This window comes from Methylobacterium sp. WL120 (genome assembly GCF_008039465.1).
Taxonomy (GTDB): domain Bacteria; phylum Pseudomonadota; class Alphaproteobacteria; order Rhizobiales; family Beijerinckiaceae; genus Methylobacterium; species Methylobacterium cerastii.
On record NZ_VRUT01000088.1, the window covers coordinates 1 to 21,592 of the forward strand.

Sequence of the window (21,592 nt, forward strand, 5' to 3'; positions counted from 1 at the left end):
GCGTGCAGTGCCACGTGACCGCCTACGACGCCAAGACCGGCAAGAAGGTCTGGCGCGGCTACTCGATCGGCCCGGACGACCAGATGCTGGTCGACCCGGAGAAGACCACCCACCTCGGCAAGCCGGTCGGCAAGGATAGCTCGACCAAGACTTGGGAAGGCGACCAGTGGAAGACCGGCGGCGGCTGCACCTGGGGCTGGTTCTCCTACGACCCGAAGCTCGACCTGATGTACTATGGCTCGGGCAACCCCTCGACCTGGAACCCCAAGCAGCGTCCGGGCGACAACCGCTGGTCGATGACGGTGTGGGCGCGTAACCCGGACACGGGCGTGGCCAAGTGGGTCTACCAGATGACCCCGCACGACGAGTGGGACTACGACGGCATCAACGAGATGATCCTCACCGACCAGAAGGTCGGCGGTAAGGACACCCCGCTGCTGACCCACTTCGACCGCAACGGCTTCGGCTACACCCTGAACCGCGCCACCGGCGAACTCCTCGTCGCCGAGAAGTTCGACCCGGTCGTCAACTGGGCCTCCAAAGTCGACATGGACAAGGGGTCGAAGACCTACGGCCGGCCGCTGGTCTTGTCGAAGTACTCCACCGAGCAGAACGGTGAAGATACCAACTCCAAGGGTATCTGCCCGGCGGCCCTCGGCACCAAGGACCAGCAGCCTGCTGCGTTCTCGCCGAAGACCAACTTGTTCTACGTGCCCACCAACCACGTCTGCATGGACTACGAGCCATTCCGGGTGACCTACACCCCGGGCCAGCCCTACGTCGGTGCGACCCTGTCGATGTACCCCGCGCCGAACAGCCATGGCGGCATGGGCAACTTCATCGCCTGGGACGGCGTCGAGGGTAAGATCAAGTGGTCGAACCCCGAGCAGTTCTCGGTCTGGTCGGGTGCTCTCGCCACCGCCGGCGACGTGGTCTTCTACGGCACGCTCGAAGGCTACCTGAAGGCCGTCGACTCCAAGACGGGTAAGGAACTGTACAAGTTCAAGACCCCGTCGGGCATCATCGGCAACGTGATGACCTACCAGCACAAGGGCAAGCAGTACGTCGGCATCCTGTCGGGTGTCGGTGGCTGGGCCGGCATCGGCCTCGCGGCCGGCTTGACCGACCCGAACGCCGGCCTCGGCGCGGTGGGTGGTTACGCCGCCCTCTCGAGCTACACCAACCTCGGTGGCCAGCTCACCGTCTTCGCCCTGCCGAACTAATCGGTCGCACGAAACGGCTTGAAATGAGTGCCGGCGCGGGTTTCCGCGCCGGCATTCTTATGATTAGAATGCCCCTCAAGAAGGCCGCGAAAGGCCGCCTGAGAGCGGCATGACCTTCAGGTCTCAGGGAGATTACAGCGTTGCATTACCTCAGCAAATCCGTCACGCGGCCGTTCCTGGCCGCCCTCGCCCTAGCGTCCGTTTCGATGGTCGCCGTACATGCTGAGGATGCCAAGCCCGCCGATCCCGCCCTCGCCAACTCGCTGAACACCGCCGACAAGTCGGCCGAGCCCGACGACAAGCTCCTGAAGAAGGACGCCGCAGTGAAGGTCGAAGAGGGCAAGTACTTCGACGCCGAAGGTCACCCGACCTTTCACATCACCGATGCCGGCAAGAAGTTCGACTGGTACACCTACTCCGGGTACCGCCGCTATCACGCCGAGTGCCACGTCTGCCACGGCCCGGACGGCATGGGCTCGACCTATGCGCCGGCTCTGAAGGACTCCCTCAAGCACCTCTCCTACGAGGAGTTCATCGGCATCCTCGCCGGCGGCAAGCAGGACGTGAGCTCCTCGGACCAGAAGGTCATGCCGGCTTTCGGCGACAACAAGAACGTCATGTGCTACTCGGACGACCTCTATGTCTACCTGAAGGCCCGCGCCTCCGGCGCCATGGGCCGCGTCCGCCCGGGCGACAAGGAAGACAAGCCCGAGGCCGCCAAGAAGGCCGAGAAGGAGTGCATGGGCGGCTGATGCGCCGCGCACGCACCCATGCCGCCATGGCGCTCGCGCTCCTGCCGTTCCTGGCAGGCGCGCGGGTGGCTGATGCGCAGCATCTCCCCGACCTCGTCACCGCAGACGTCCTTCGCGTCTGTGGCGATCCAGGCAACATGCCGTTCTCCGAACGCAAGGAAGACGGCTTCGAAAACCGCATCGCGGGCATCATCGCCGACGAGCTCAAGGTCAAGGTCCGCTATTACTGGCTGACGCAGGGTCCCGGTTTCGTCCGTAACACCCTCGGCACCGGCCTGTGCGACCTGATCGTGGGGTCGGCCCTCGGTAGCGAGGGCGTGCAGAACACCAACCCGTACTACCGTTCGTCCTACACGCTCCTCGTCAAGAAGGGCGGCCTCGCCGGGGTCACTGGGCTCGACGATCCCAAGCTCAAGGGCAAGCGCATCGGCGTGATCGCCGGGACGCCGCCTGTGAACCGGATGGGCGATCTTGGCCTGATCTCGACCATGAAGGCCTACGCGCCCTACCAGCTCGATCCGTCACGCAAGAACCAGACAGTGGGCGCCGAGATCGTCTCCGACCTCGCGGCCGGACAGATCGACGCCGCCGTACTGTGGGGGCCGTCCGCCGGGTGGCTGGCCAAGCAGAGCGGCACGGCGATGGACGTGATCCCGCTCCTGAAGGAGCCCGACCGGCCACCGATGAGCTACCGCATCGCGATGGCCGTGCGGATCGGCGAGAACGACTGGAAGCGCTCGCTGAACACGATCCTGCGCAAGCGCCGGGCCGACATCGAAAAGGTGCTTCGCGACTTCGACGTGCCCCTACTGGACGAAGAAGAGAACAAGCTTCTCGCGCCCGAAGAGCACTGAGAAGAGGGCCGACGCGTAGTTCGTTACCAAACGGGCGCGAAACGACGAAGGATCGGGCGAAAGCCCGGCCCTTCGTCGTTTCGCGCCAGCGTCAGTTCCGCTGGATGCCGCTTCGGTCGAGCTTGGCCAGCGCCTCCGAGACCGTCTCACCGCCGATGACGAGATCGGGGGCGATCTCGGCCAGCGGCACAAGCACGAAGGCGCGCTCGCGGACGTAGCGGTGCGGCAGGACGAGGCGTTCGTCCGAGACCGCAGCCCCGGCATAGTGCAGCACGTCGATATCGATCACCCGCGGTCCCCAACGGCGCTCACGAATGCGGCCGAGGTCGCGCTCGACGCCGAGGCAGGCATCGAGCAGGGAATGGGGGTCTAGGTCGGCCTCGATCGCGAGCGCACCGTTCAGGAACCAGTCCTGATCGGTCTCGCCCCAGGGCGGGGTCCGGTAGTCGGCCGACCGCGCGACGACCCGGAGGCCAGGCACCCCGGCGAGCCCCTCCACGGCTGCAGCCAAGTGCGCAGCCTTGTCGCCGATGTTGCTGCCGAGGCCGAGATAGGCGCGTGTCATGCCCGCGCCTCTTGCCGGCGGGTGATCACCACCGCCACTCCGTCGAGGACCGCCGGCACCGGCGCGCTCGGCTTGTCGATCCGCACGGTGATCGTGTCGATGGCGGTAAAGCGTTCCAGGATCTCGGCGGCGATGGCTTCGGCCAGGGCTTCGATCAGGTCGAAGCGCCGCTCGGCTGCGATCGCGACCGCGATCGCCGTGAGGTCGGCGTAGCTCACGGTTCGCGTCACGTCGTCGGAGCGGCCGGCGGGACCGAGATCGAGGCCGACGTCGAGCGACAGGTAGAAGCGCTGGCCAAGGCGCGTCTCCTCCGGCAGGACGCCGTGGTGGGCGAAGACTGCGATGCGCTCGACGAGGATGCGGTCGCTCATCGACGGTCTCCCGGGCGCAGCACCGCGTCGACCACGCGCATCGCATCGACATGGGCGGCCACGTCGTGGACCCGGACGATGTCGGCCCCCAGCGTGGCCGCCAAGGCATGCGCCGCGAGCGACCCGTGGAGCCGGTCGGCCGGCGCGGTCTCGCGATCGTGCAGGCGCCCGAGCAGCGACTTTCGCGAGACGCCGACGAGGACGGGGAAGCCGAGCGCGCGGATCTCGGGCAGGTGCCGCAGCGCTTCCAGATGCTGCTCCCAGCTCTTGCCGAAACCGATGCCCGGATCGAGCACGATGTCGCCGTCGGGGATGCCGGCGCGGCGGGCGATGCCGAGCGAGACCTCGAAGAAGCGCAGCATGTCGGCGACGATGTCGAGGCCGGGATCGATCGTCTCGCGGTTGTGCATGATCATCACCGGCGCGCCGTGGTCAGCGGCGACGTGGGCGATGTCGGGCTCGCGCTGCAGGCCCCAGACGTCGTTCACGAGGCGGGCACCGGCTGCGAGCGCGCACTCGGCCGTGGACGCCTTGTAGGTGTCGATCGAGATCGGCACGGAGAGCCGGTTCGCCAACGCCCGGATCGCGGGCAGGACGCGTGCCTGCTCCTCGTCGGCCGGCACCGGGACGTGTCCGGGACGAGTCGACTCGCCACCGATGTCGATCAGCGCGGCACCCTCGGCAGCAAGCGCGTCGGCTTGCCGGCACGCGGCCTGCTCGTCGACGAAGCGGCCGCCATCCGAGAACGAATCGGGCGTGACGTTGAGGATGCCCATCACGAGGGTCCGCCGGCCGAGATCCGGCAGCAGGTCGGCGAGGGCGGCGGGTCGATGGCTCAAGGGGCGTCGCTTCTCAAGGGTCTGCGCGGGCCGCTCCCGCGGGGTCGATGTGGCCGGTTTTTCGAAGCGAAGCAACGGCGCCCGTCGCGCACGAAAAAAGCCGCCCGGAGCGGGGCGGCCTTTCGAACGTTCGCGGCGGACGGCGCCGTCTCAGCCGCGGTAGCAGCGGATCTCGGCCTCGGCCTGGGCGCGGCGGAGGTCGGCGACCTTGTCGTCGAACACCTTCGTCGACTTGAACTCGTTCGAGCGGGCGCCAACGCCCTGGCGCATCGACAGCACCGTGCTCGCCTGCACGTACTTGTCGTAGGGGAGGATCGCGGCGAGCTGATCGACCGAGCAGGTGCAGCGCCGCATCGCCTCGCGGGTCTGGCCGTTGGCAGCCATGCACCCGAACACGTAGTCGACGCGGGCGTCGGTCGGATAGTCGTTCTCGGCCTCTGCCGCGGCGACGGGGATCGCCAGCATCGCCAGCGCGACCCCGGACAGGGCTAAGCCCTCAACCAGCTTTCTGATCATAGCTCAGCCGCTCCTCCAAGAGTTCGCCGCCCTCGGTATTCTTCGATTGCGCCTCGATCGAGATGATCTCGCCGGGCACCTCGGGCGAGGTGACGAAGGTGTAGGTCATGTTGTCCATGCCGCGCATGCGCTGGGCGAGCGCGTCGCCGGCGAAGGGCTTGGTCACCACTTGCCAGGCGTCGACCGTGCGGCCCTTGTAGTCGACCTTGATCGGCGTGACGGTGGCGCCGTCGCGCAGCCCCTTGCGGATTGCGAGCTTGAGGTAGCGCGGGTTGGCCTGCAGCACCCGGGCAAGGTTGGTCAGGTGGTTCTCGAGGAACAGCGGGATCACCGGGTTGCCGGGCATGTCCTCGAACGGGCCGGCCGGGAACCGGTTCGTACCCGAGAACATCTCGACGCCGATGTTACGGCCGTCCCCGCCCTTACCGGGCTCGAGGGTGAGCTTGATCGTGTCGTCGAGGGGCGGCCCGAACGGCCCCTTCGCAATGCCGGAGCGGCGCAGGTAGTCGTAGGTCAGGGTGGTGCCGGCGGCAGCGTTCTTGAGCTGGGGCTGCTCGAACAGCAGGTCGGCCGCGCTCGGGATCGCGCTCGCGTTCGCCTTCTCGGGCGCTGCGGCAGGGGCAACGGGCGCTGCGGCGGGGGCAGGGGGCGCCGCCTCGACGGCCAGCGCCGGAGCGACGGCGAGCAAGGTTGCGGCGATGACGAAACACTTCACGAGAGGGCGTCCTCCTTGTTGGGCGCCGGGATGTTGGCCCCGATCGTCCGGTAGGTGTAGTCGGGCGGGGTCTCCGCCGCCTCCTCGACGGCCAGCGCCCGCACCTTGGCATGTAGCGGCGAGAGCGAGCAGGCCGGGTCGGTTGCCGCCGCATCGCCAGCCAGCGCCAGCGCCTGACAGCGGCAACCGCCCCAATCCTTCTCGCGCCGGTCGCAGGAGCGGCAGGGCTCCTGCATCCAGTCTGTGCCGCGATAGGCAGTGAAGGCCGGCGAGTTCGCCCAGATGTCGCCGAGGGAATGCTCGGTCACGTGCCAAAACTCGAGGTGGCTGATCGTCTCGGCCGCATGGCACGGCAGCACCTTGCCCTGCGGCGTCACGTTGATGAGCTTGCGGCCCCAGCCGCCAGCGCAGGCCTTCGGGTACTTCGCGTAGTAGTCTGGCACGACGAGGTCGATGACGAGCTGGCCCTTCAGCCGCTCGCGCGCCGCCTCCACGATGCGGATCGACTGATCGACCTGAGCCTTATCCGGCATCAGCGCGGCGCGGTTCACGTAGGCCCAGCCGTAATACTGGGTGTGGGCCACCTCGAGCCGCTTGGCGCCGAGCTTCACGGCGAGATCGATGAAGCCCTCGACCTCGTGGATGTTGCCGCGGTGGATCACCGAGTTCAGCGTCAACGGCAGTCCGAGCTCGGTCGCCTTGGCGGCGAACTCCATCTTCTGCGGCTGCGCGTTCTTCAGGCCACCGATCTTCTCGGCGTTGGCCGCGTCCACGCCCTGCACCGAGAGCTGCACGTGATCGAGGCCGACGTCGTAGAGCGCCTGGAGCTTGCCCAGCGCACCGCCGACGCCGGAGGTGATGAGGTTCGAATAGAGCCCGAGCTTGGCGCAGGTCTCGGTGATTTCGACGATGTCGTTGCGCGCGGTCGGCTCGCCGCCGGACAGGTGGACGTGCAGAACGCCGAGGGCCGCGGCCTCTGTCAGCACGCGCTGCCACGTCGCGGTGTCGAGCTCGCGCGAGCGCCGATCGAGGTCGAGCGGGTTCGAGCAATATGGGCAACGCAGCGGGCAGCGATGCGTCAGCTCGGCGAGCAGCCCGACCGGGGCCGGGATCGCCGCCGCGTTCGGGGTGATCGCGTTCATCGCTCCAAGACCCTCTTCGCGGCGAGGTCGTTCAGCATGGCCAGCACGTCGACCTCGATGACGCGCGGGTCGGCGGCGTAGGTCTGGCCAAGCCGGTCGGCGATCGCCGCGACGCTGGTTTGGCCGTCGACGAGGTTGAGGACCGCGACGGCGTTGTCGTCGAGGTCGAAGGTGCGCTCGGGGGCGAGCAGGACGTGCTTGTCGCGGGTCTGGTCGAAGCGCATCCGCACGCCGCGCGGCAGGCGCGGCACGTCGGCGGCCGTGAGCCGGCCGGTCCCCGGCGCCTGGGTCTGCGTCTCGGCGACGAGACCGGCGCCGGGCGTCCAGGCGTCCGGCGGGATCATCCCGGGGGCGACGTAGGCGAAGTACAGCGCGTCGAGCTGCGTCCACAGCACGTTGCACTTGAAGGTCAACGCCGCCATCGCCTGCCGCTGCAACGCGGGGGTGGTGGCGTGGCGCTTGACATAGTCGAGGGCGAAGTCGGCGTCGCGGGGCGCCTGCGTCATGCGCTTCTCGAAATAGGCCAGCGTCTCCTTGGTGATGAAGTCGTAGTTCTTCAGCATGCCCGAGACGCGCTCGGAGATGATGTTCGGCGAGAACATCTCGGTCAGCGACGACGCGATGGCTTCGAGCAGCGAGCGCTCGGAAACGAAGTGGACGTAGGCCTCGACCGAGAACTTGGTGGCCGACAGGATGCCGTCGGTGGACTCGACGTAGTCCCGGCGGAAGCCGACGCCCTCGGCAAGCTTCAGCCAGCGTTCGATGCCGCCGTCGCCAGGCGCGTCGCCGTCGTGGTCGACGATGCGCTGGCGCCAGACGCGGCGGAGCGAGGCGTCGGTCATCCGCGCCAGCACCGCGGCGTCCTTCACCGGGATCATCGCCTGGTAATAGTAGCGGTTCAACGCCCAGGCCCGGACCTGGTCCTTGCTCAGCTTGCCGTCGTGCAGCAGGCGGTGAAACGGATGCAGGTTGTGGTAGCGCCGGGCGCCGATGTCGCGCAGCGCCGCCTCCAGTTCCTCGGGGCTCAGCAGCCGCTCGGAAGTCTCGGATTGGGGGGTCGGGAACACTGCGTTCATGGCGTCACCAAGCGTCCGTTCGGAGGCGTTTCCTGGTCGTCTCGTCGTGCGCCGCGTCTGGCGGCGGCGTCTCGGCGCAATCGAATCGCGCACGTCTCGTCATGAGATAGGTCGCGGCACCGGCAAATGCCAACCGCGCCCGGTCGTCGCCGTCAGAGGCTCAAGGTGAGCCCGTCATGGGCGATCGTCCAACCCTCGGCCTCGACCGCCTCGCGCTCGGGCGAACCTTCGACGAGGACGGGATTGGTGTTGTTGATGTGCACGAAGACGCGCGACCCGATCGCGACGTCCTTGAGGCCGGCGATCGAGCCCCCGTCGCCCCGCATCGGCACGTGCCCCATGCGCCAGCCGGTCTTGGTGCCGACACCGGCGCGGATCATGTCGTCGTCGTGGAGTACCGTGCCGTCGAAGAGCAGCGCGTCGACGCCCGCAATCCGCGCCTTCAGGTCCTCGGTCACGCGGGCGCAGCCGGGGATGTAGGCGAGCCGCCGTCCGTCGGCCTCGATCATCGCGCCGACCGTGGTCTCGGATTCGGCGCCGAGCTCCATGCTGGCATCCTCCAGCCAGAGCGGCACCTTGCCGGGCACCGCGAACAGTGTGACGGCTAAGCCGGGGAGCGGCTCGAAGCGCATGCCCAGGGTGATCGCCTCGCGGGCGACGACGCCCTCGGCCATCACGTCGAAGACGCGGTTGTCCGCGACCGAATCGAGGATGCTGCCGGTGCCGTAGAGGGTGTAGGGTTGGCCTTCGCGGAGCGTCAGCAGGCCGGCGACATGATCGACGTCGCCGTTGGTGAGCAGCACGGCGCGGATCGGCGAATGCCGAAGTCCTTCCCGCGGATGCATCACCGGGTTGTCGAAGAATTGCTGCCGGATGTCCGGCGAGGCGTTCACCAGGAGCCAATCCGTGCCGTCCGCAGACACCGCGATGCTCGACTGGGTCCGCGGCCTGACGCGGTTCGGCTCGGTTCTCGCGAGCTGGCAGTTCGGGCAGCGGCAATTCCACTGGGGAAGGCCGCCGCCAGCAGCCGAGCCAAGGATTACGACGCGCATGGAATGGTCCGATGCAGCCAACAATCCTCAGCTCGGCGCGACACCTCAGTTGAAGGTGTCGATCTCGGCGGACTCGTAGCTCGTGACTTCCATGCCGACGCAGATTTCGGAAACGATCGGGGCAGCCCAGGTCATGGTGTTTCTCCGTCTGATTGCGAGCATCCGGTGCCGAAAAGGTAAACTTAAGGATACCCTAAGACACTGATGGCGCTTTTGTTTTCCAGCGCGGCACGGGTATCCGCAATTCCCGCTCCGGCTTCAAGCACTAAATTGCCGGATGCTCCCAAATTTTTGTGAGGATCCACCCGCCCGAACGTCGCACCGGTCAGTGCCGGTAGTCCGGACCGCGGGAGTCCAGCATGAAGCCGCGTCCGCGCACGGTGACGAGGAGCGGACCACCGTGGCGGACGAAGTCGGCCATCTTCGTGCGCAGGTAGCCGACGTAGACGTCGACCACGTTCAGCGAAAGGCCGCCCTGGCTCGCCCACAGCCGCTCGAAGATGTCGGCGCGGGAGACCGGGCGGTTCACGCTCTCCATCAGCATGGCCAGCAGCTCGGCCTCGCGCGGGGTCAGGCGGGCCGACGCCTCGCCGCAGGTGACCTGCCGGGTGTCGAGGTCGAGGACGAGCTTACCCGCGTTGATCAGCGTGCGAGGCCCCTCCGCCGCCTGACGGCGCATCAGGTGCGTGCGCAGCCGCGCCACCAGCTCGTCGAACACGAAGGGCTTGACGATGTAGTCGTCGGCCCCGAGCGCGAGGCCTTCGGCCCGGTCGCGAATCTCGTCGCGTGCCGAGAGGAACAGGATCGGGCCGGGATAGCCGCCCTCGCGCAAGGAGCGGCACACGTCGTGGCCCGACCCGTCGGGCAGGGTGATGTCGAGCACCACCGCCTCCGGGCTCTCGTCGCGAGCGGCGGCCAGCGCGTCGCCGACGCAGCCGGCGGTGTCGACGGAGAAGCCCTCTGCCTCGAGGCCGCGGGTGAGCAGGCCACGGATGTCGATGTCGTCCTCGACCACGAGGATTCGCGTCATGCCGCGTCGTCCTTCCGAATTTGTCGATCGTCCCGGCTCGCCGTGTCGTCGCCCTCCACGGTGAGGTCGAGAGGCGGGAGGTCCAGCGTGACCCTCGCCCCGCGGCCGTCCTCGCCAGGGCCGAGGCGGATTGTGCCATCATGCTGTTCGATGAGCCAACGCGCCAGGGCCAATCCGATCCCGAAGCCCATCTCCGCCGGGCGGTCGCCGCGCCGAAAGCGCTCGAACAACGTCTGCTCGTGGTTGCCGAAACCCGGCCCGTCGTCGGTGACCGTGATGCGCGCCGGCGCCGCGCCGCCGCCGGACAGGGCGACGACGACCCGGGTGAGCCCTGTGGCGTGGCGCAGCGCGTTGTCGATCAGGCTCTCGACGACCTGGCGCATCCACTCGCGGTCGGCCAGCACTTCGAGGTCTCGCGCACCCGGCTCGAAGGTCAGCGCGACGCGGCGTCGGGCGGCCTCCGATGCGAGGTTGTCGACCGCCTCGGCCAGGACCGGGGCGAGCCCGAGGGCCCGGCGGTCGAGCTCGATCTCGCCCGATTCCGAGCGGGCGACACGCAGGAGATCCTCCACACGCAGCTTCAGCCGCATCGCGCGCTTGCGGATGGTGGCGAAGGCCGGGGCGTGATCGGTGATGCGGGGTCCGGCGCGGGCCGCGAGGTCGCATTCCCCGAGGATGACGGTCAGCGGGGTGCGCAGCTCATGACTCACGTCGGCGAAGAAGCGGCGGCGCGAGCGGTCGACCGCCTCGAGTCGGGCGTTGGCGGCGCGAAGGTCGGCGGTGCGGGCCTCGACCGTGTCCTCCAAGGCCGCGCGGTCGGCGGCAACGCGGCCTTCGCGGCGAGAAAGGCGTGCCGCCATGCGGTTGACGTTGGCGACCAACAGGCCGAGCTCGTCGCGGGTCGCGACGGACAAGCGCGTATCGAGCTTTCCGCCGCCGATGGCGCCGGCGGCCCGGCGCACGGCCTCGATCCGCGCCAAAGTCGGCCGGGTGATGCTCCGCCACAGCAGCACGACGAGCCCGAGCGCGCCGAGCACCGCCAGGGCCGCCGCGATCCGCAGGCGGCGCGACAGCTCGCGGGCCGCATCCGAGCCCAGCACCATGCTGCGGCGCTCGGCCTCGATCAGGAACGAGAGCGGCTGCCCGGTCATCGCGCCGAAGCCGTTGAGCGCACCCTTGATCGAGTTCTGGCGCTTCTCGGAATCGGTCTCGCGGACGATCTGAGACACCTGCCGGTCGAGGATCACCCGGGCCGCGCGCAGCTGCGCCATCGGCCGGCTGCGCAAGGCGTATTGCATCCGGTCCAACGGGTCGTCGCTTCCGGCGACGGATCGCGACAGCGCCTCGTCGACGGTCGTGAGCGCGCGGTCGACGTTGCTCCGCGCGATGCCCATCGCTTCCGGCGCGAGGTCGGGGTTGCCGATGGTCTCGACCGCGGCCATGCCGAATTGGGTCATCCGGCCCGACAGCTCGGCCAGGAGTTCGAGGCGCCCCTGCGCGGCGAGCGTCCGGTCGATCGTCTGCTCGGCGGCGCCGATCGCGGCGAGCACGCCGGCCGCCGCCAGCACGACGACGAGGGCGATCGACCCGAGCAGCAAGGCGAAGCGGACCTTTAGCGAACGCATCGTCCCTTTCCCAATCGATCCTGTTTCCGGCCGCGTCGCGATGGAGCGAACGCCGCCAGCACGGCCTCTTCGGATCAGCTTTTCGGTCGAATCCGTGGGAAAGCCAACTCAGCCGGCGGGGGCGAACCGTCCTCAATCCCGGTTGGCGCCGCCCTCGGCCTCCTCGACCTCGCGGCTCTCCTCGACCTCCGGGGCGACCTGTCCGTAATTGAGCACCGCCACCAGCGTCATGCCGCCGAAGACGTTGCCGACCAACGTCGGCACGAAGAACCGCTCGGCGTACTCGCCCATCGTCGCCGCGCCGGTGACCACGAGGTAGAACGCCTCGACCGATCCCGCGACGATGTGGGCGAGGCCGCAGAGGGAGACCAGCCAGGTCATCAGAAAGATCACGAACGGCGCCGCCGTACCGGTGGCCGGCAGGAACCAGACCATCAAGGCGATCATCCAGCCGGCGAAGATCGCCTTCAGCACGGTGTCCCAGAACGGAAACGCGATGGCCTGGTGGCTGATCTCGGCAAAGGCCGCCTTCACCGACGGCTCGAAGGCGCCGGTATGGGCGAGCACGGTCGCGATCGCCAGGGTCGCCAGGATGTTGCCCGAGAGCACGATCGCCCAGAGGCGCAGCACCCGCCACGCGGTCTTCGCCGAGCGGTCGTGTAGCAGCGGCAGGATCGGCGTGATGGTGTTCTCGGTGAAGAGTTGCTGCCGCCCGAGCACCACCACCAGGAAGCCCACCGCATAGCCCATCGTGGTGAGGAGCTTTGTCCACTCGCCCTCGGGCAGATGGGTCTTCAGCACGCCAGGCACGATCAGCGACAGTGCGATGCTCAAGCCCGCGGCGAAGGCCGAGAGGAACAGCGCCCCGCCGTCGCGGCGCAACTCCTCATTGCCCTCGCGCCGGATCACCTCGTGCAGCACGAAGGCATCCGGGCGGCCGATCTCGGCCACGGCCTCCTTGTGCGCGTCGTGCCGGGCTTCCTTGTCGTCGGGCTTCCGCTCGGCCATCACGCATACGCTCCACGAACCGGAAAAACTGGGACGGGCTGCCGTCAGCCGCGCAGGCGCGCCACCAGCGCCTCGATCTCGGCCCGCGCACGCGCCACCGAGGCGGCATCCTTGCCGCGGGCGACGATGCGGTTGGCGAACCCGTCCTTCGTCATCGAAGGATAGGATCCAATCGATACGTCCGCGTAGGACTTCGCGATCTCAGCGAGGTCGGCGGCGTAGTTGCCCTCGGGCAGGTTGCCGGCCTCGACAGTCTCGGAGAGCATCCGGGCGCCGGTGGGCAGGGTCGGGCCGACCTGGTCGAGCATCGCCTGCATGATCGAGGGCACGCCGGCCATGACGAAGACGTTGCCGATGCGGAAGCCCGGCGCCTTCGAGATCGGGTTGGCGATCAGGTCGGCGCCGTCCGGGATCCGCGCCATGCGCAGTCGGGCTTCGTTCAGGTCCTCGGGCTTGTGCCGCTCCAGCAGCATCGCCTTGGCGCGCGGGTCGACGTCGATGCCGACGCCGAAGGCCTTGGCGACGCAGTCGGCGGTGATGTCGTCGTGGGTCGGGCCGATGCCGCCGGTGGTGAACAGGTAGGTGTGGGCCGCGCGGAGCGCGTTCACCGCGCCGACGATCGCGTCCGGCTCGTCGGGCACGATCCGCACCTCGCGCAGGTCGATGCCGACCGCGGTGAGATAGTCGGCGATCGTGCCGATGTTCTTGTCCTTCGTCCGGCCGGACAGGATCTCGTCGCCGATCACGAGGATTGCGGCGGTCATCGCGGTGGGATCGATTGTCATGGGGCTCGTCGTCCTGGGTTGCATCGCAGATAGCGCGGCGGAGGGCGCGCGACCACTGAGGGTGCCTTCATGCGCGGGCACGTGTCGGCTATGCACTGCGACCGCAACGCAGCCAGGACCCGATGCAGTTTCCCACACCCCTGATCGAAGGCCGCCTGGTGCAGCGCTACAAGCTCTTCCTCGCCGACGTGGACCTGGCCGACGGCACGCGCGTCACCGCGCATTGTGCCAACCCCGGCGCGATGCTGGGCCTGAAGGAAGCCGGGAACCGCGTCCTGCTCTCGCCTGCCAACAGCCCGACCCGGAAGCTCACCTATTCCTGGGAACTGGTGGAGGCGAACTTGCCCGGCGGCCCGCAATGGGTCGGCATCAACACGATGCGCCCGAACGCGCTGGTCGCCGAAGCCTTCGCCGCAGGCGGCCTCGCGCCGCTGTCCGGCTACACGGCGCTGAAGCCAGAGGTCCGCTACGCTGCGGCGAGCCGCGTCGACTTCCTCGCAAGCGGGGGCGGGCTCCCGCCGGCCCACGTGGAGGTGAAGAACTGCCACCTGATGCGGCAGGCGGACCTCGCCGAGTTCCCCGACTGCGTCGCGGCCCGGAGTGCGCGGCACATGCGCGACCTTGCCGAGGTGGTCGCCGGCGGCGGCCGCGCGGTCGTCATCGTCGTGGCGCAGATGCAGGCGGAAGCCTTCGACGTCGCCCGCGACCTCGATCCGGCTTTCGACCGCGCCTTTCGGGACGCGCGGGCAGCCGGAGTGGAGACCTACGCCTACCGCAGCCGGATCGACCCGGAGGGGGTGACGGTCGCCGACGCGATCCCGATCGTCACGCCGGATTAGCGGCGACCCGCTCGAACATCCGGTTCAGCCGGGTGCGGCCGGTCTCGCGGTAGCCGTGGCCTTCCAGGAGCTTCGGCAGGTCGATCTGCCACTGATCGACGCCGTCCTCGATCACAAGCAGCTTCGGCAGCAGGGCCGGGGGCGCCTCGCGAAGGAACGGCTCGAGGATTAGGTCCTCGGCACCCTCCACGTCGAGCTTGATCGCGTCGATGCGGGTCAGGCCCTCGGTGCGCACGAGGTCCATCAGGGTCACCGCCGGCACCTTGATCTGCGCGCTCTCGTTGGTGCCGACGATCTTCAGGCTCGATTCACCGCGGTTGCGCGGGTCGACGAACAGCGTCAGCTCGCCGGCCTTGTCGGCGACGGCGCAGGCCACCGCCTTCACGGTGTGGAACGGGTTCTGAGCGATGTTGTAGGTCAGCCGGTCGAAGATGTCGGGCTGCGGCTCGACCGCGAGGATGCGCGCACGCGGCCCGGCGAAGGCCGCCACGAACAAGGCGTAGGCGCCGATGTTGGCGCCGATGTCGAGGAAGGTGCAGCCCGGCTCCAGGCGCGCCTTCAGCAGGGCGCGCTCCTGCGGGTCGAAGAATTGCGGCGTGAACAGCACCTTCTTCTCGCAATTGTTGTTGTAGGGGTGCAGCCGCATCCGGGCGCCGAGCCGCTCGACGTCGAGGGGCTTGCCGCGCATCAGCGTGATCGCGAGGCGCCGCAGGAACATCGCCATCCGGCGGCCGCGCCAGGAATCGGGCGAGAACCGCACGGTCCGCCGGGCGATCGCCGCGACGAGGCCGGCCGGGGCGTAGGTGCCGTAGGGCTGATGGTCGCTCATGCCCCGGGCTGATGCCAGCCGCGCCGCCGGCCCGCAAGCATCTCGCGCGTTGCCCATCGCTGCGCCGGCTCTTAAGCGAGGCGCGGGACGCGAAAGGCCACGACCATGGACAGCTTCGATTCGGACGGCGTGCGGATCGCCTACATCGACGTGCCGGCCGTCGGCGGGACCGGCGACCCGGTCTTTCTGATCCACGGCTTCGCCTCGAACCACGCGGTCAACTGGGTCAACACGACGTGGGTGCGCACGCTGACCCAGGCCGGCTACCGCGCCATCGCCCTGGACAACCGCGGCCACGGCGAGAGCGAGAAGCTCTACGACCCCGCCCGCTACGGCTCCGAGGACATGGCGGGCGACGCCGTGCGCCTCCTCGACCATCTCGGGATCGCGCGCGCCGACATCATGGGCTACTCGATGGGGGCCCGCATCACCGCGCACCTCGCCCTCGACCACGCGGCGCGCGTCCGCTCGGCGCTGATCGGCGGCCTCGGCCTGCACCTCGTCGAGGGAAAGGGCCTGCCTTCCGGCATCGCCGAGGCGCTCGAGGCGCCCGCGGGCACGAAAGCCGCGAACCCGACCGCTGCCGCCTTCCGCATCTTCGCCGAGCAGACGAAGAGTGACCTGCGCGCGCTCGCCGCCTGCATGCGCGGCTCGCGCCAGACCCTGTCGCGCGCTGAGATCGGGCAGATCGAGGTGCCTGTCCTCGTCAGCGTCGGCACCCTCGACACCGTCGCCGGCTCCGGGCCGGCGCTCGCCGCGCTGATGCCGAACGCGCAGAGCCTCGAGCTCGAAGGGCGCGACCACAGCTCCGCCGTCGGCGCCAAGCCGCACCGCGACGGGGTGCTGGCCTTCCTCGCGGCGCGCCCGTGACGGCGAGGATTGACCAGTTCGGCCGGCTCGACTAGGAACGCCCTCGTCATCGCGGCTCCTCTGAGGGGCCGCTTGGCGTTTTCATACGCACCCGCGAACGGCCGACACGGCCGCTCTGTCGTCCCGAGCCGCAAGGCCGGCGGGAAGAGGAGGGCGCGTTCCTCGAATTCTCGTTTGCGAGAGGACACGCGATATGTCGAAGCGGATTCAGGCCAAGCACAAGCTCGACCGCCGCATGGGCCAGAACATCTGGGGCCGCCCGAAGAGCCCCGTGAACCGCCGCGAATACGGCCCCGGCCAGCACGGCCAGCGCCGCAAGGGCAAGATGAGCGACTTCGGCACGCAGCTGCGCGCCAAGCAAAAGCTCAAGGGCTACTACGGCAACATCACCGAGAAGCAGTTCCGCCGTTACTACGCCGAGGCCATCCGCCTGCGCGGCGACTCGAGCGAGAACCTGATCGGCCTGCTCGAGCGCCGCCTCGACGCCGTGGTGTATCGCTCGAAGTTCGTGGCGACGCCGTTCGCGGCCCGCCAGTTCGTCAACCACGGCCACATCAAGGTCAACGGGCGCCGGGTCAACATCCCGAGCTACCTCGTGAAGCCGGGCGACCTGATCGAGGTCAAGGAAGCCTCGCGTCAGCTCGAGATCGTGGTCGTCGCCTCGCAGCTCCCCGAGCGCGACGTGCCCGACTACATCGAGGTCGATCACCAGAAGATGACCGCGCGCGTCACCCGCGTGCCGGGCCTCACCGAGGTGCCGTACCCGGTGCAGATGGAACCGAACCTCGTGATCGAGTTCTACTCGCGCTGATCGGTTCGACGTTCCATCGTCATATCTATGTGACGTGTCATCGTCGTATCTGTGTGACGTTCCATCGTCATATCCTCGTGACGTTTCATCGTCGTATCTATGGGAAGGGTCGTCCGAAAGGGCGGCCCTTTTCCATGCGTGGTCAGGCGAGGTGGCGCGCGCGGTTTTGCGTTCACGCGACTTTCCACTGCCGCGCGCAACGCTTCCGTCATCCCGGGGCGCCGCAGGCGAGCCCGGGATTACGGGGAGGGTTTGGAAATGGGCCGCCAGGATGGGGCGTCGCCTGTAAACGCCCCGGAATAACCGACGCCCCTTCAGGCCTCGCGCTTCCCCACGGAGCCCGCGCGCTGGATCGCGTCCAGGGTCACGTGGCGCGCCCCCGGCCCGCCGGTGACGACGAGGCGCGTGCAGCCGGCGGCCAGCATCGCCGAGAGGGCATCGCGCAGCGACGCACCGGCCGCGATACTCGGCGCACCCACAGCCTCGCCGGGCTCGGCGGCCTCCGCCACCGTCACCAGCGCGAGACGGCGCAGCGCCCGGTCCTCCCCGACAAAGGATGCCACGAAGGCGTCGGCCGGCGCGGCCAGGAGGGCGCGCGGCGCCTCCGCCTGGACCACGCGGCCGGCCCGCATCAGCACGACGCGGTCGCCCATCAGCATAGCCTCGTCGATGTCGTGGGTGACGATTAGCACGGTCTTGGACAGACGCTTGAGGATCGCGCCGATCTCGGCCTGGAGCCGGCCGCGCGCGACCGGGTCGACGGCGCCGAACGGCTCGTCCATCAGGATCACCGGCGGGTCCGCGGCGAGCGCCCGGGCGACGCCGACGCGCTGGCGCTGGCCGCCGGAGAGCGCGTCCGGGCGGCGGTCGCGATAGGTCGCCGGATCGAGGCCGACGAGATCGAGCATCGCGTCGACGCGGCCGGCGATCCGCGCCTTCGGCCAGCCCAGCAAGCCGGGGACGGTGGCGACGTTCTCGGCGACGCTGCGATGGGGAAACAGGCCAACCCCCTGCAGCACGTAGCCGATGCCGCGGCGCAGGGCGATCGGGTCCGTGGTCGCGACATCGCGCCCACCGAGGGTGATGCGCCCGGCATCCGGGTCGATCAGCCGATTGACCAGCCGCAGCGTCGTCGACTTGCCGCAGCCCGAAGGCCCGATCAGCACGGAGGTGCTGCCCTCGGGGATCGTCAGGTCGAGCCGGTCGACGGCGGGGCCGGGCGCCCCGGGGAAGTGCTTGGAGACGCCCTCGAAGCGGATCACGGCCGGTGCGACGCCTCGGCGCGCCGCTCAGCAGCCCTTGCAGATCGAGGACATCGAGGCGCGGGTGCGCGTGTCCCAGGCCTTGTCGCGGGCGGCGGACGCCTTCTGCGCCTTGAGCATCTCGGCCTGATTCGCCGCCTTCATCGCCGACTCCTTGCGGGCCTCGCTCGTGGGCTGGGCGCCGGCGGGCCGAGGCACGGTCGCACCGGTTGCGGCCTTCTCGGCGAACGCGGGGGCGGTCGCGAGGGCGGGGATCAGCAGGAAGAAGGCGAGGCGGCGGATCATGGTCGTCTCCGGGGGCGTCGCGCGTGCAGGCTCAGACCCGGGCACGACGTCGATGGCGTCATCCTAGCGTGCGCTCGGTCAAAAACTATGGCACGCCCGCCACCGATGCCGGCCGATCGCGCCGAGGATCCGAGGGAGCGTCGTTTGCCCGCAGCGCGACAGGACGGCGGGGCGCCGCGCAACCGAAGGGAGCAGGTCGCGGCCGCGCTCGCACGCCTCGCCCGGCGCCTGCCGGAGTTCGAGGCCGAGGCGGTCGTCGACTCGGCGCTCGCCAGCCAGGGCCTGCGCGGGGCGGCGCCCGAGACGGCGGCGCGGCTCGCCCTCGTCGCCTACGCCCGCCACGTCTTCACCGATTACGACGACCTCCTCGCCGAGGGCTACGATCGTGACAGCGCCCGCCACTTCGTCCTCGACGCGTTGAACGCGGTGCTGGCCGGCTGGGGCGCGGCGCCGATCCCGGAGGCGGAAGCCTCCGACGAGGCCGACACGCCCTGAGGCGACGCGATCGGCGCCGCGGGTCGTTGCCGGGGGGCGCCCCGAGCGGATACACGGGGCGGGCGGGTTCGCGCGGGAACGGAAGCGTCGATCGTCACCATGAACGTGCTGGGCATCGAAACCACCTGCGACGAGACCGCCGCCGCGATCGTCGCGCCGGGCGAGGACGGGCGCGGCGTCATCCGCTCGAACGAGGTGCTGAGCCAGATCGCCGAGCACGCGGCCTATGGCGGCGTGGTGCCCGAGATCGCCGCCCGCGCCCACGTCGAGGTGCTGGATCGGCTGATCGCCCGCGCCCTGGACCGCGCCGGCATGGCCCTCAAGGACGTGGACGGCATCGCGGTCGCGGCCGGCCCCGGCCTGATCGGCGGGGTGCTGGTCGGCCTCGTCACCGCCAAGACCCTGGCGCTCGTCGCGCGCAAGCCGCTCCTGGCCGTCAACCACCTCGAGGCGCACGCGCTCACCGCGCGGCTGACCGACGGCCTCGCCTTCCCCTACCTGCTGCTGCTCGCCTCGGGCGGCCACACCCAGCTCGTCGCGGTGAAGGGCGTCGGCGACTACGTCCGCCTCGGCGGCACCATCGACGACGCGATCGGCGAAGCCTTCGACAAGGTCGCCAAGCTCCTCGGGCTGGCCTATCCCGGCGGCCCCGAGGTCGAGCGCATGGCGGAAGCCGGCGACCCGGAGCGCTTCGCCCTGCCGCGGCCGATGCTCGGGCGCCGCGACGCGAACTTCTCCCTGTCCGGCCTCAAGACCGCCCTCCGGATAGAGGCCGAGCGCACGGCGCCGCTCGCCGAGCGGGACGTCGCCGACCTCTGCGCCGGCTTCCAGGCCGCGGTGGTCGACGTGGTGGTCGACCGCGTCCGCGTGGCGTTACGCACCTTCTCCGGCGTCGCCGGGCACCCGACCGCCCTGGTGGCCGCCGGCGGCGTCTCGGCCAACGGCGCGATCCGTAGGGCGCTGGCGGCGCTGGCGGGGGAGGCGGGCCTCGCCTTCGTCGCCCCGCCGCTGGCGCTCTGCGGCGACAACGGCGCGATGATCGCCTGGGCCGGGATCGAGCGTTTGCGGCTCGGCATGACCGACGACATCACCGCGCCGGCCCGCGCCCGCTGGCCCTTCGCCGAAGCCCCTCCGGCCGAAGCACCCCGCGCCGAGGCGACCGCCGGATGAGCGGAGCCGCCCGCCACGTCCTCGCCCGCGGAAATTTTCGCGATCTGAGGTCGCCTGCGCCCGAGCCGGACGCCGCGCCTCCCGTGGGCGAGCCGCAGGCGCGCTGGCGCGACCTCGTCGACCGCCTGCTGCCGCAGGCCGCGCCCGCGCATCCGGATTGGCCCGTCGTCGACGACCACTGCTTCGCGCGCATCCTCCTCGACAACGCCTGCAACGGCCCCTGGCGCGAGAGCGTGGCCGCGCCGGCCTGGGCCAACATGCCGCCCGATCGGCTCGCGGTGGCGATCGACCTCGGCAACGCCGTGCTATCGGGGCGCGCCGACCTCGCCCTGCTCAACCGCCGCTCGCTGCAATGGCGCGGCAAGCGCCGCCCGCCCGAGGCCCCCGCGACCCTGGAGACGGCGTCGTTGCGCCTGCGCCGCTGGCGCCGCGCGGACGACGCGCCCTTCGCGCGGCTGAACGCCGACCCGGAGGTGATGCGCCACTTCCCGAAGTTGAAGTCGGCCGGCGAGAGCCTGACCGAGGCCCGCGCCCTCGACCGGCGCTTCGAAGCCGACGGCTTCGGCCCCTGGGCCGTCGAGGAGCCGGGCGGGCCGTTCCTCGGCTTCGTCGGCGCGATGCGGTTGATGCGCGCGATGCCGTTCGCGGGCGGCGAGCGCCCGGGCAGCCTCATCGAGATCGGCTGGCGCCTCAGCCCCGAGGCCTGGGGCCGCGGCATCGCCACCCGCGCCGCGCGCCTGGCCCTCGCGGACCTGTTCGGCCGTTGCGGGCTCCCAGGCGTGGTGGCGTTCACAGCCCTCGGCAACACGCCGTCGCGGCGGGTGATGGAGCGGCTTGGGATGGTGCAGGCGGAGGATTTCGACCATCCCGCGGTTCCCGCCGACGGCCCCTTGCGCCGGCACGTCCTCTACCGCCTCGCCGCGGCGGATTTTGCCGGAGAGCCCGCATGACCGGCGAGAAGGCGCGACCCGTCGCGGTGGTCGGCGGCGGCGCCTGGGGCACGGCGCTGGCGAACGCCGCAGCGGCAGCGGGCCGGCCGGTCACCCTGTGGCTGCGCGACGCCGAAACCGCCGCCGCACTCGAAGCGTCGCGCGAGAACGCGCGCTACCTGCCGGGCGTCAAGCTGCATCCCCGCATCCGCGCGACGGCCGAGGCCGGCGACCTCGCCAGCGCGGACGCGGTGCTGATGGTGACGCCGGCGCAGACCTCGCGCGCGGTGCTCGCGCAGCTCGCCCCCGCCTTCGCGCCGGGCGCGCCGGTGGTCCTGTGCTCGAAGGGGATCGAGCGCACGACCGGCGCGTTCATGAGCGCGGTGGCGGCCGAGGTGCTGCCGGCGGGCGCGCCGGTCGCGGTCCTGTCCGGCCCGAGCTTCGCGGTGGACGTCGCCCGCAACCTGCCGACGGCGGTGACGCTGGCCGCCGCGGATGCCGGGCTCGCCGCGAGCCTCGCCCGCCTGCTGTCCGGCCCGGCCCTGCGGC

The 21,592-nt window shown here is 69.9% G+C and carries 26 protein-coding genes; 10 read left to right on the top strand and 16 right to left on the bottom strand.

From position 1 onward, the window contains the following. The 3 genes from FV229_RS16590 to xoxJ form a co-directional block, all read left to right on the top strand. A partial coding sequence (locus FV229_RS16590) for a PQQ-dependent dehydrogenase, methanol/ethanol family (RefSeq protein ID WP_147753026.1) occupies positions 1-1,223 on the top strand: 1,223 nt, incomplete at its 5' end. Between the two features lie 140 nt (positions 1,224-1,363). Next, positions 1,364-1,975, top strand: a complete 612-nt coding sequence (locus FV229_RS16595; RefSeq protein WP_147753027.1) for a c-type cytochrome, methanol metabolism-related — start codon at positions 1,364-1,366, stop codon at positions 1,973-1,975. After that, on the top strand, positions 1,975-2,829 hold the full coding sequence (xoxJ, locus tag FV229_RS16600; RefSeq protein ID WP_147753028.1) for a rare earth element methanol dehydrogenase accessory protein XoxJ: 855 nt from the start codon (positions 1,975-1,977) through the stop codon (positions 2,827-2,829). Before FV229_RS16595 ends, xoxJ begins: the two co-directional genes overlap by 1 nt. Before the next feature lie 91 nt (positions 2,830-2,920). Here the strand turns inward: xoxJ and folK are convergent, their stop codons facing one another. The 13 genes from folK to FV229_RS16665 form a co-directional block, all read right to left on the bottom strand. Further along, positions 2,921-3,394 (bottom strand): 2-amino-4-hydroxy-6-hydroxymethyldihydropteridine diphosphokinase, encoded by a 474-nt coding sequence (gene folK, locus FV229_RS16605; RefSeq protein WP_147753029.1) that lies wholly within the window; start codon positions 3,392-3,394, stop codon positions 2,921-2,923. Continuing rightward, positions 3,391-3,765 carry a dihydroneopterin aldolase gene (gene folB, locus FV229_RS16610; protein WP_147753030.1) on the bottom strand — a complete coding sequence of 125 codons (375 nt, stop codon included), beginning with the start codon at positions 3,763-3,765 and terminating at the stop codon, positions 3,391-3,393. The genes folK and folB overlap by 4 nt, the downstream gene beginning before the upstream one ends. After that, positions 3,762-4,541, bottom strand: coding sequence for a dihydropteroate synthase (gene folP / locus FV229_RS16615; protein WP_147753047.1), 780 nt, complete (start codon positions 4,539-4,541; stop codon positions 3,762-3,764). The genes folB and folP overlap by 4 nt, the downstream gene beginning before the upstream one ends. A 213-nt stretch (positions 4,542-4,754) precedes the next feature. After that, the gene (locus tag FV229_RS16620) at positions 4,755-5,120 is read right to left on the bottom strand and encodes a hypothetical protein (RefSeq protein WP_147753031.1); all 366 of its coding nucleotides are present in this window, start codon (positions 5,118-5,120) and stop codon (positions 4,755-4,757) included. Further along, positions 5,101-5,820, bottom strand: a complete 720-nt coding sequence (locus FV229_RS16625; RefSeq protein ID WP_147753048.1) for a hypothetical protein — start codon at positions 5,818-5,820, stop codon at positions 5,101-5,103. Before FV229_RS16625 ends, FV229_RS16620 begins: the two co-directional genes overlap by 20 nt. An 11-nt stretch (positions 5,821-5,831) precedes the next feature. Next, positions 5,832-6,977 carry a pyrroloquinoline quinone biosynthesis protein PqqE gene (gene pqqE, locus FV229_RS16630; RefSeq protein ID WP_147753032.1) on the bottom strand — a complete coding sequence of 382 codons (1,146 nt, stop codon included), beginning with the start codon at positions 6,975-6,977 and terminating at the stop codon, positions 5,832-5,834. Next, positions 6,974-8,053 (bottom strand): pyrroloquinoline-quinone synthase PqqC, encoded by a 1,080-nt coding sequence (pqqC, locus tag FV229_RS16635; protein ID WP_147753033.1) that lies wholly within the window; start codon positions 8,051-8,053, stop codon positions 6,974-6,976. Before pqqC ends, pqqE begins: the two co-directional genes overlap by 4 nt. Positions 8,054-8,205: 152 nt before the next feature. After that, positions 8,206-9,105: a pyrroloquinoline quinone biosynthesis protein PqqB gene (gene pqqB / locus FV229_RS16640; protein ID WP_147753034.1), complete on the bottom strand. Its 900-nt coding sequence runs from the start codon at positions 9,103-9,105 to the stop codon at positions 8,206-8,208. 45 nt (positions 9,106-9,150) lie between these two features. After that, the gene (pqqA, locus tag FV229_RS16645) at positions 9,151-9,240 is read right to left on the bottom strand and encodes a pyrroloquinoline quinone precursor peptide PqqA (protein WP_055889187.1); all 90 of its coding nucleotides are present in this window, start codon (positions 9,238-9,240) and stop codon (positions 9,151-9,153) included. A gap of 190 nt (positions 9,241-9,430) precedes the next feature. Next, positions 9,431-10,135 carry a response regulator transcription factor gene (locus FV229_RS16650; RefSeq protein WP_147753035.1) on the bottom strand — a complete coding sequence of 235 codons (705 nt, stop codon included), beginning with the start codon at positions 10,133-10,135 and terminating at the stop codon, positions 9,431-9,433. Continuing rightward, the gene (locus FV229_RS16655) at positions 10,132-11,760 is read right to left on the bottom strand and encodes an ATP-binding protein (RefSeq protein ID WP_147753036.1); all 1,629 of its coding nucleotides are present in this window, start codon (positions 11,758-11,760) and stop codon (positions 10,132-10,134) included. The genes FV229_RS16650 and FV229_RS16655 overlap by 4 nt, the downstream gene beginning before the upstream one ends. A gap of 132 nt (positions 11,761-11,892) precedes the next feature. Beyond that, positions 11,893-12,768 (bottom strand): formate/nitrite transporter family protein, encoded by an 876-nt coding sequence (locus FV229_RS16660; RefSeq protein ID WP_147753037.1) that lies wholly within the window; start codon positions 12,766-12,768, stop codon positions 11,893-11,895. A gap of 44 nt (positions 12,769-12,812) precedes the next feature. Next, on the bottom strand, positions 12,813-13,553 hold the full coding sequence (locus FV229_RS16665; protein WP_147753038.1) for a molybdopterin-binding protein: 741 nt from the start codon (positions 13,551-13,553) through the stop codon (positions 12,813-12,815). A gap of 122 nt (positions 13,554-13,675) precedes the next feature. On the opposite strand from FV229_RS16665, the gene sfsA reads away from it, so the two are divergent. After that, positions 13,676-14,392, top strand: coding sequence for a DNA/RNA nuclease SfsA (sfsA, locus tag FV229_RS16670; RefSeq protein WP_147753039.1), 717 nt, complete (start codon positions 13,676-13,678; stop codon positions 14,390-14,392). Here the strand turns inward: sfsA and FV229_RS16675 are convergent. Next, positions 14,379-15,221, bottom strand: coding sequence for an FkbM family methyltransferase (locus FV229_RS16675; protein WP_147753040.1), 843 nt, complete (start codon positions 15,219-15,221; stop codon positions 14,379-14,381). The genes sfsA and FV229_RS16675 overlap by 14 nt on opposite strands. A 105-nt stretch (positions 15,222-15,326) precedes the next feature. Between FV229_RS16675 and FV229_RS16680 the strand changes: the two genes are divergently transcribed. Both FV229_RS16680 and rpsD read left to right on the top strand, forming a co-directional pair. Next, positions 15,327-16,091: an alpha/beta hydrolase gene (locus tag FV229_RS16680; RefSeq protein ID WP_147753041.1), complete on the top strand. Its 765-nt coding sequence runs from the start codon at positions 15,327-15,329 to the stop codon at positions 16,089-16,091. 193 nt (positions 16,092-16,284) lie between these two features. Further along, positions 16,285-16,902, top strand: coding sequence for a 30S ribosomal protein S4 (gene rpsD, locus FV229_RS16685; RefSeq protein ID WP_147725774.1), 618 nt, complete (start codon positions 16,285-16,287; stop codon positions 16,900-16,902). 314 nt (positions 16,903-17,216) lie between these two features. Here the strand turns inward: rpsD and FV229_RS16690 are convergent, their stop codons facing one another. Together FV229_RS16690 and FV229_RS16695 are read right to left on the bottom strand one after the other, a co-directional pair. Next, positions 17,217-18,164 carry an ABC transporter ATP-binding protein gene (locus FV229_RS16690; RefSeq protein ID WP_147753042.1) on the bottom strand — a complete coding sequence of 316 codons (948 nt, stop codon included), beginning with the start codon at positions 18,162-18,164 and terminating at the stop codon, positions 17,217-17,219. 27 nt (positions 18,165-18,191) lie between these two features. Next, positions 18,192-18,449 (bottom strand): hypothetical protein, encoded by a 258-nt coding sequence (locus FV229_RS16695; protein ID WP_147753043.1) that lies wholly within the window; start codon positions 18,447-18,449, stop codon positions 18,192-18,194. Between the two features lie 105 nt (positions 18,450-18,554). On the opposite strand from FV229_RS16695, the gene FV229_RS16700 reads away from it, so the two are divergent. The 4 genes from FV229_RS16700 to FV229_RS16715 form a co-directional block, all read left to right on the top strand. Then, on the top strand, positions 18,555-18,944 hold the full coding sequence (locus FV229_RS16700) for a DUF2293 domain-containing protein (protein ID WP_147753044.1): 390 nt from the start codon (positions 18,555-18,557) through the stop codon (positions 18,942-18,944). Between the two features lie 99 nt (positions 18,945-19,043). Next, positions 19,044-20,114 carry a tRNA (adenosine(37)-N6)-threonylcarbamoyltransferase complex transferase subunit TsaD gene (tsaD, locus tag FV229_RS16705; protein WP_147753045.1) on the top strand — a complete coding sequence of 357 codons (1,071 nt, stop codon included), beginning with the start codon at positions 19,044-19,046 and terminating at the stop codon, positions 20,112-20,114. After that, the gene (locus tag FV229_RS16710) at positions 20,111-21,064 is read left to right on the top strand and encodes a GNAT family N-acetyltransferase (RefSeq protein WP_147753046.1); all 954 of its coding nucleotides are present in this window, start codon (positions 20,111-20,113) and stop codon (positions 21,062-21,064) included. Before tsaD ends, FV229_RS16710 begins: the two co-directional genes overlap by 4 nt. Continuing rightward, the coding region (locus FV229_RS16715; RefSeq protein ID WP_187275174.1) for a 2-dehydropantoate 2-reductase N-terminal domain-containing protein at positions 21,061-21,592 on the top strand (532 nt) is incomplete at its 3' end. The genes FV229_RS16710 and FV229_RS16715, both read left to right, overlap by 4 nt.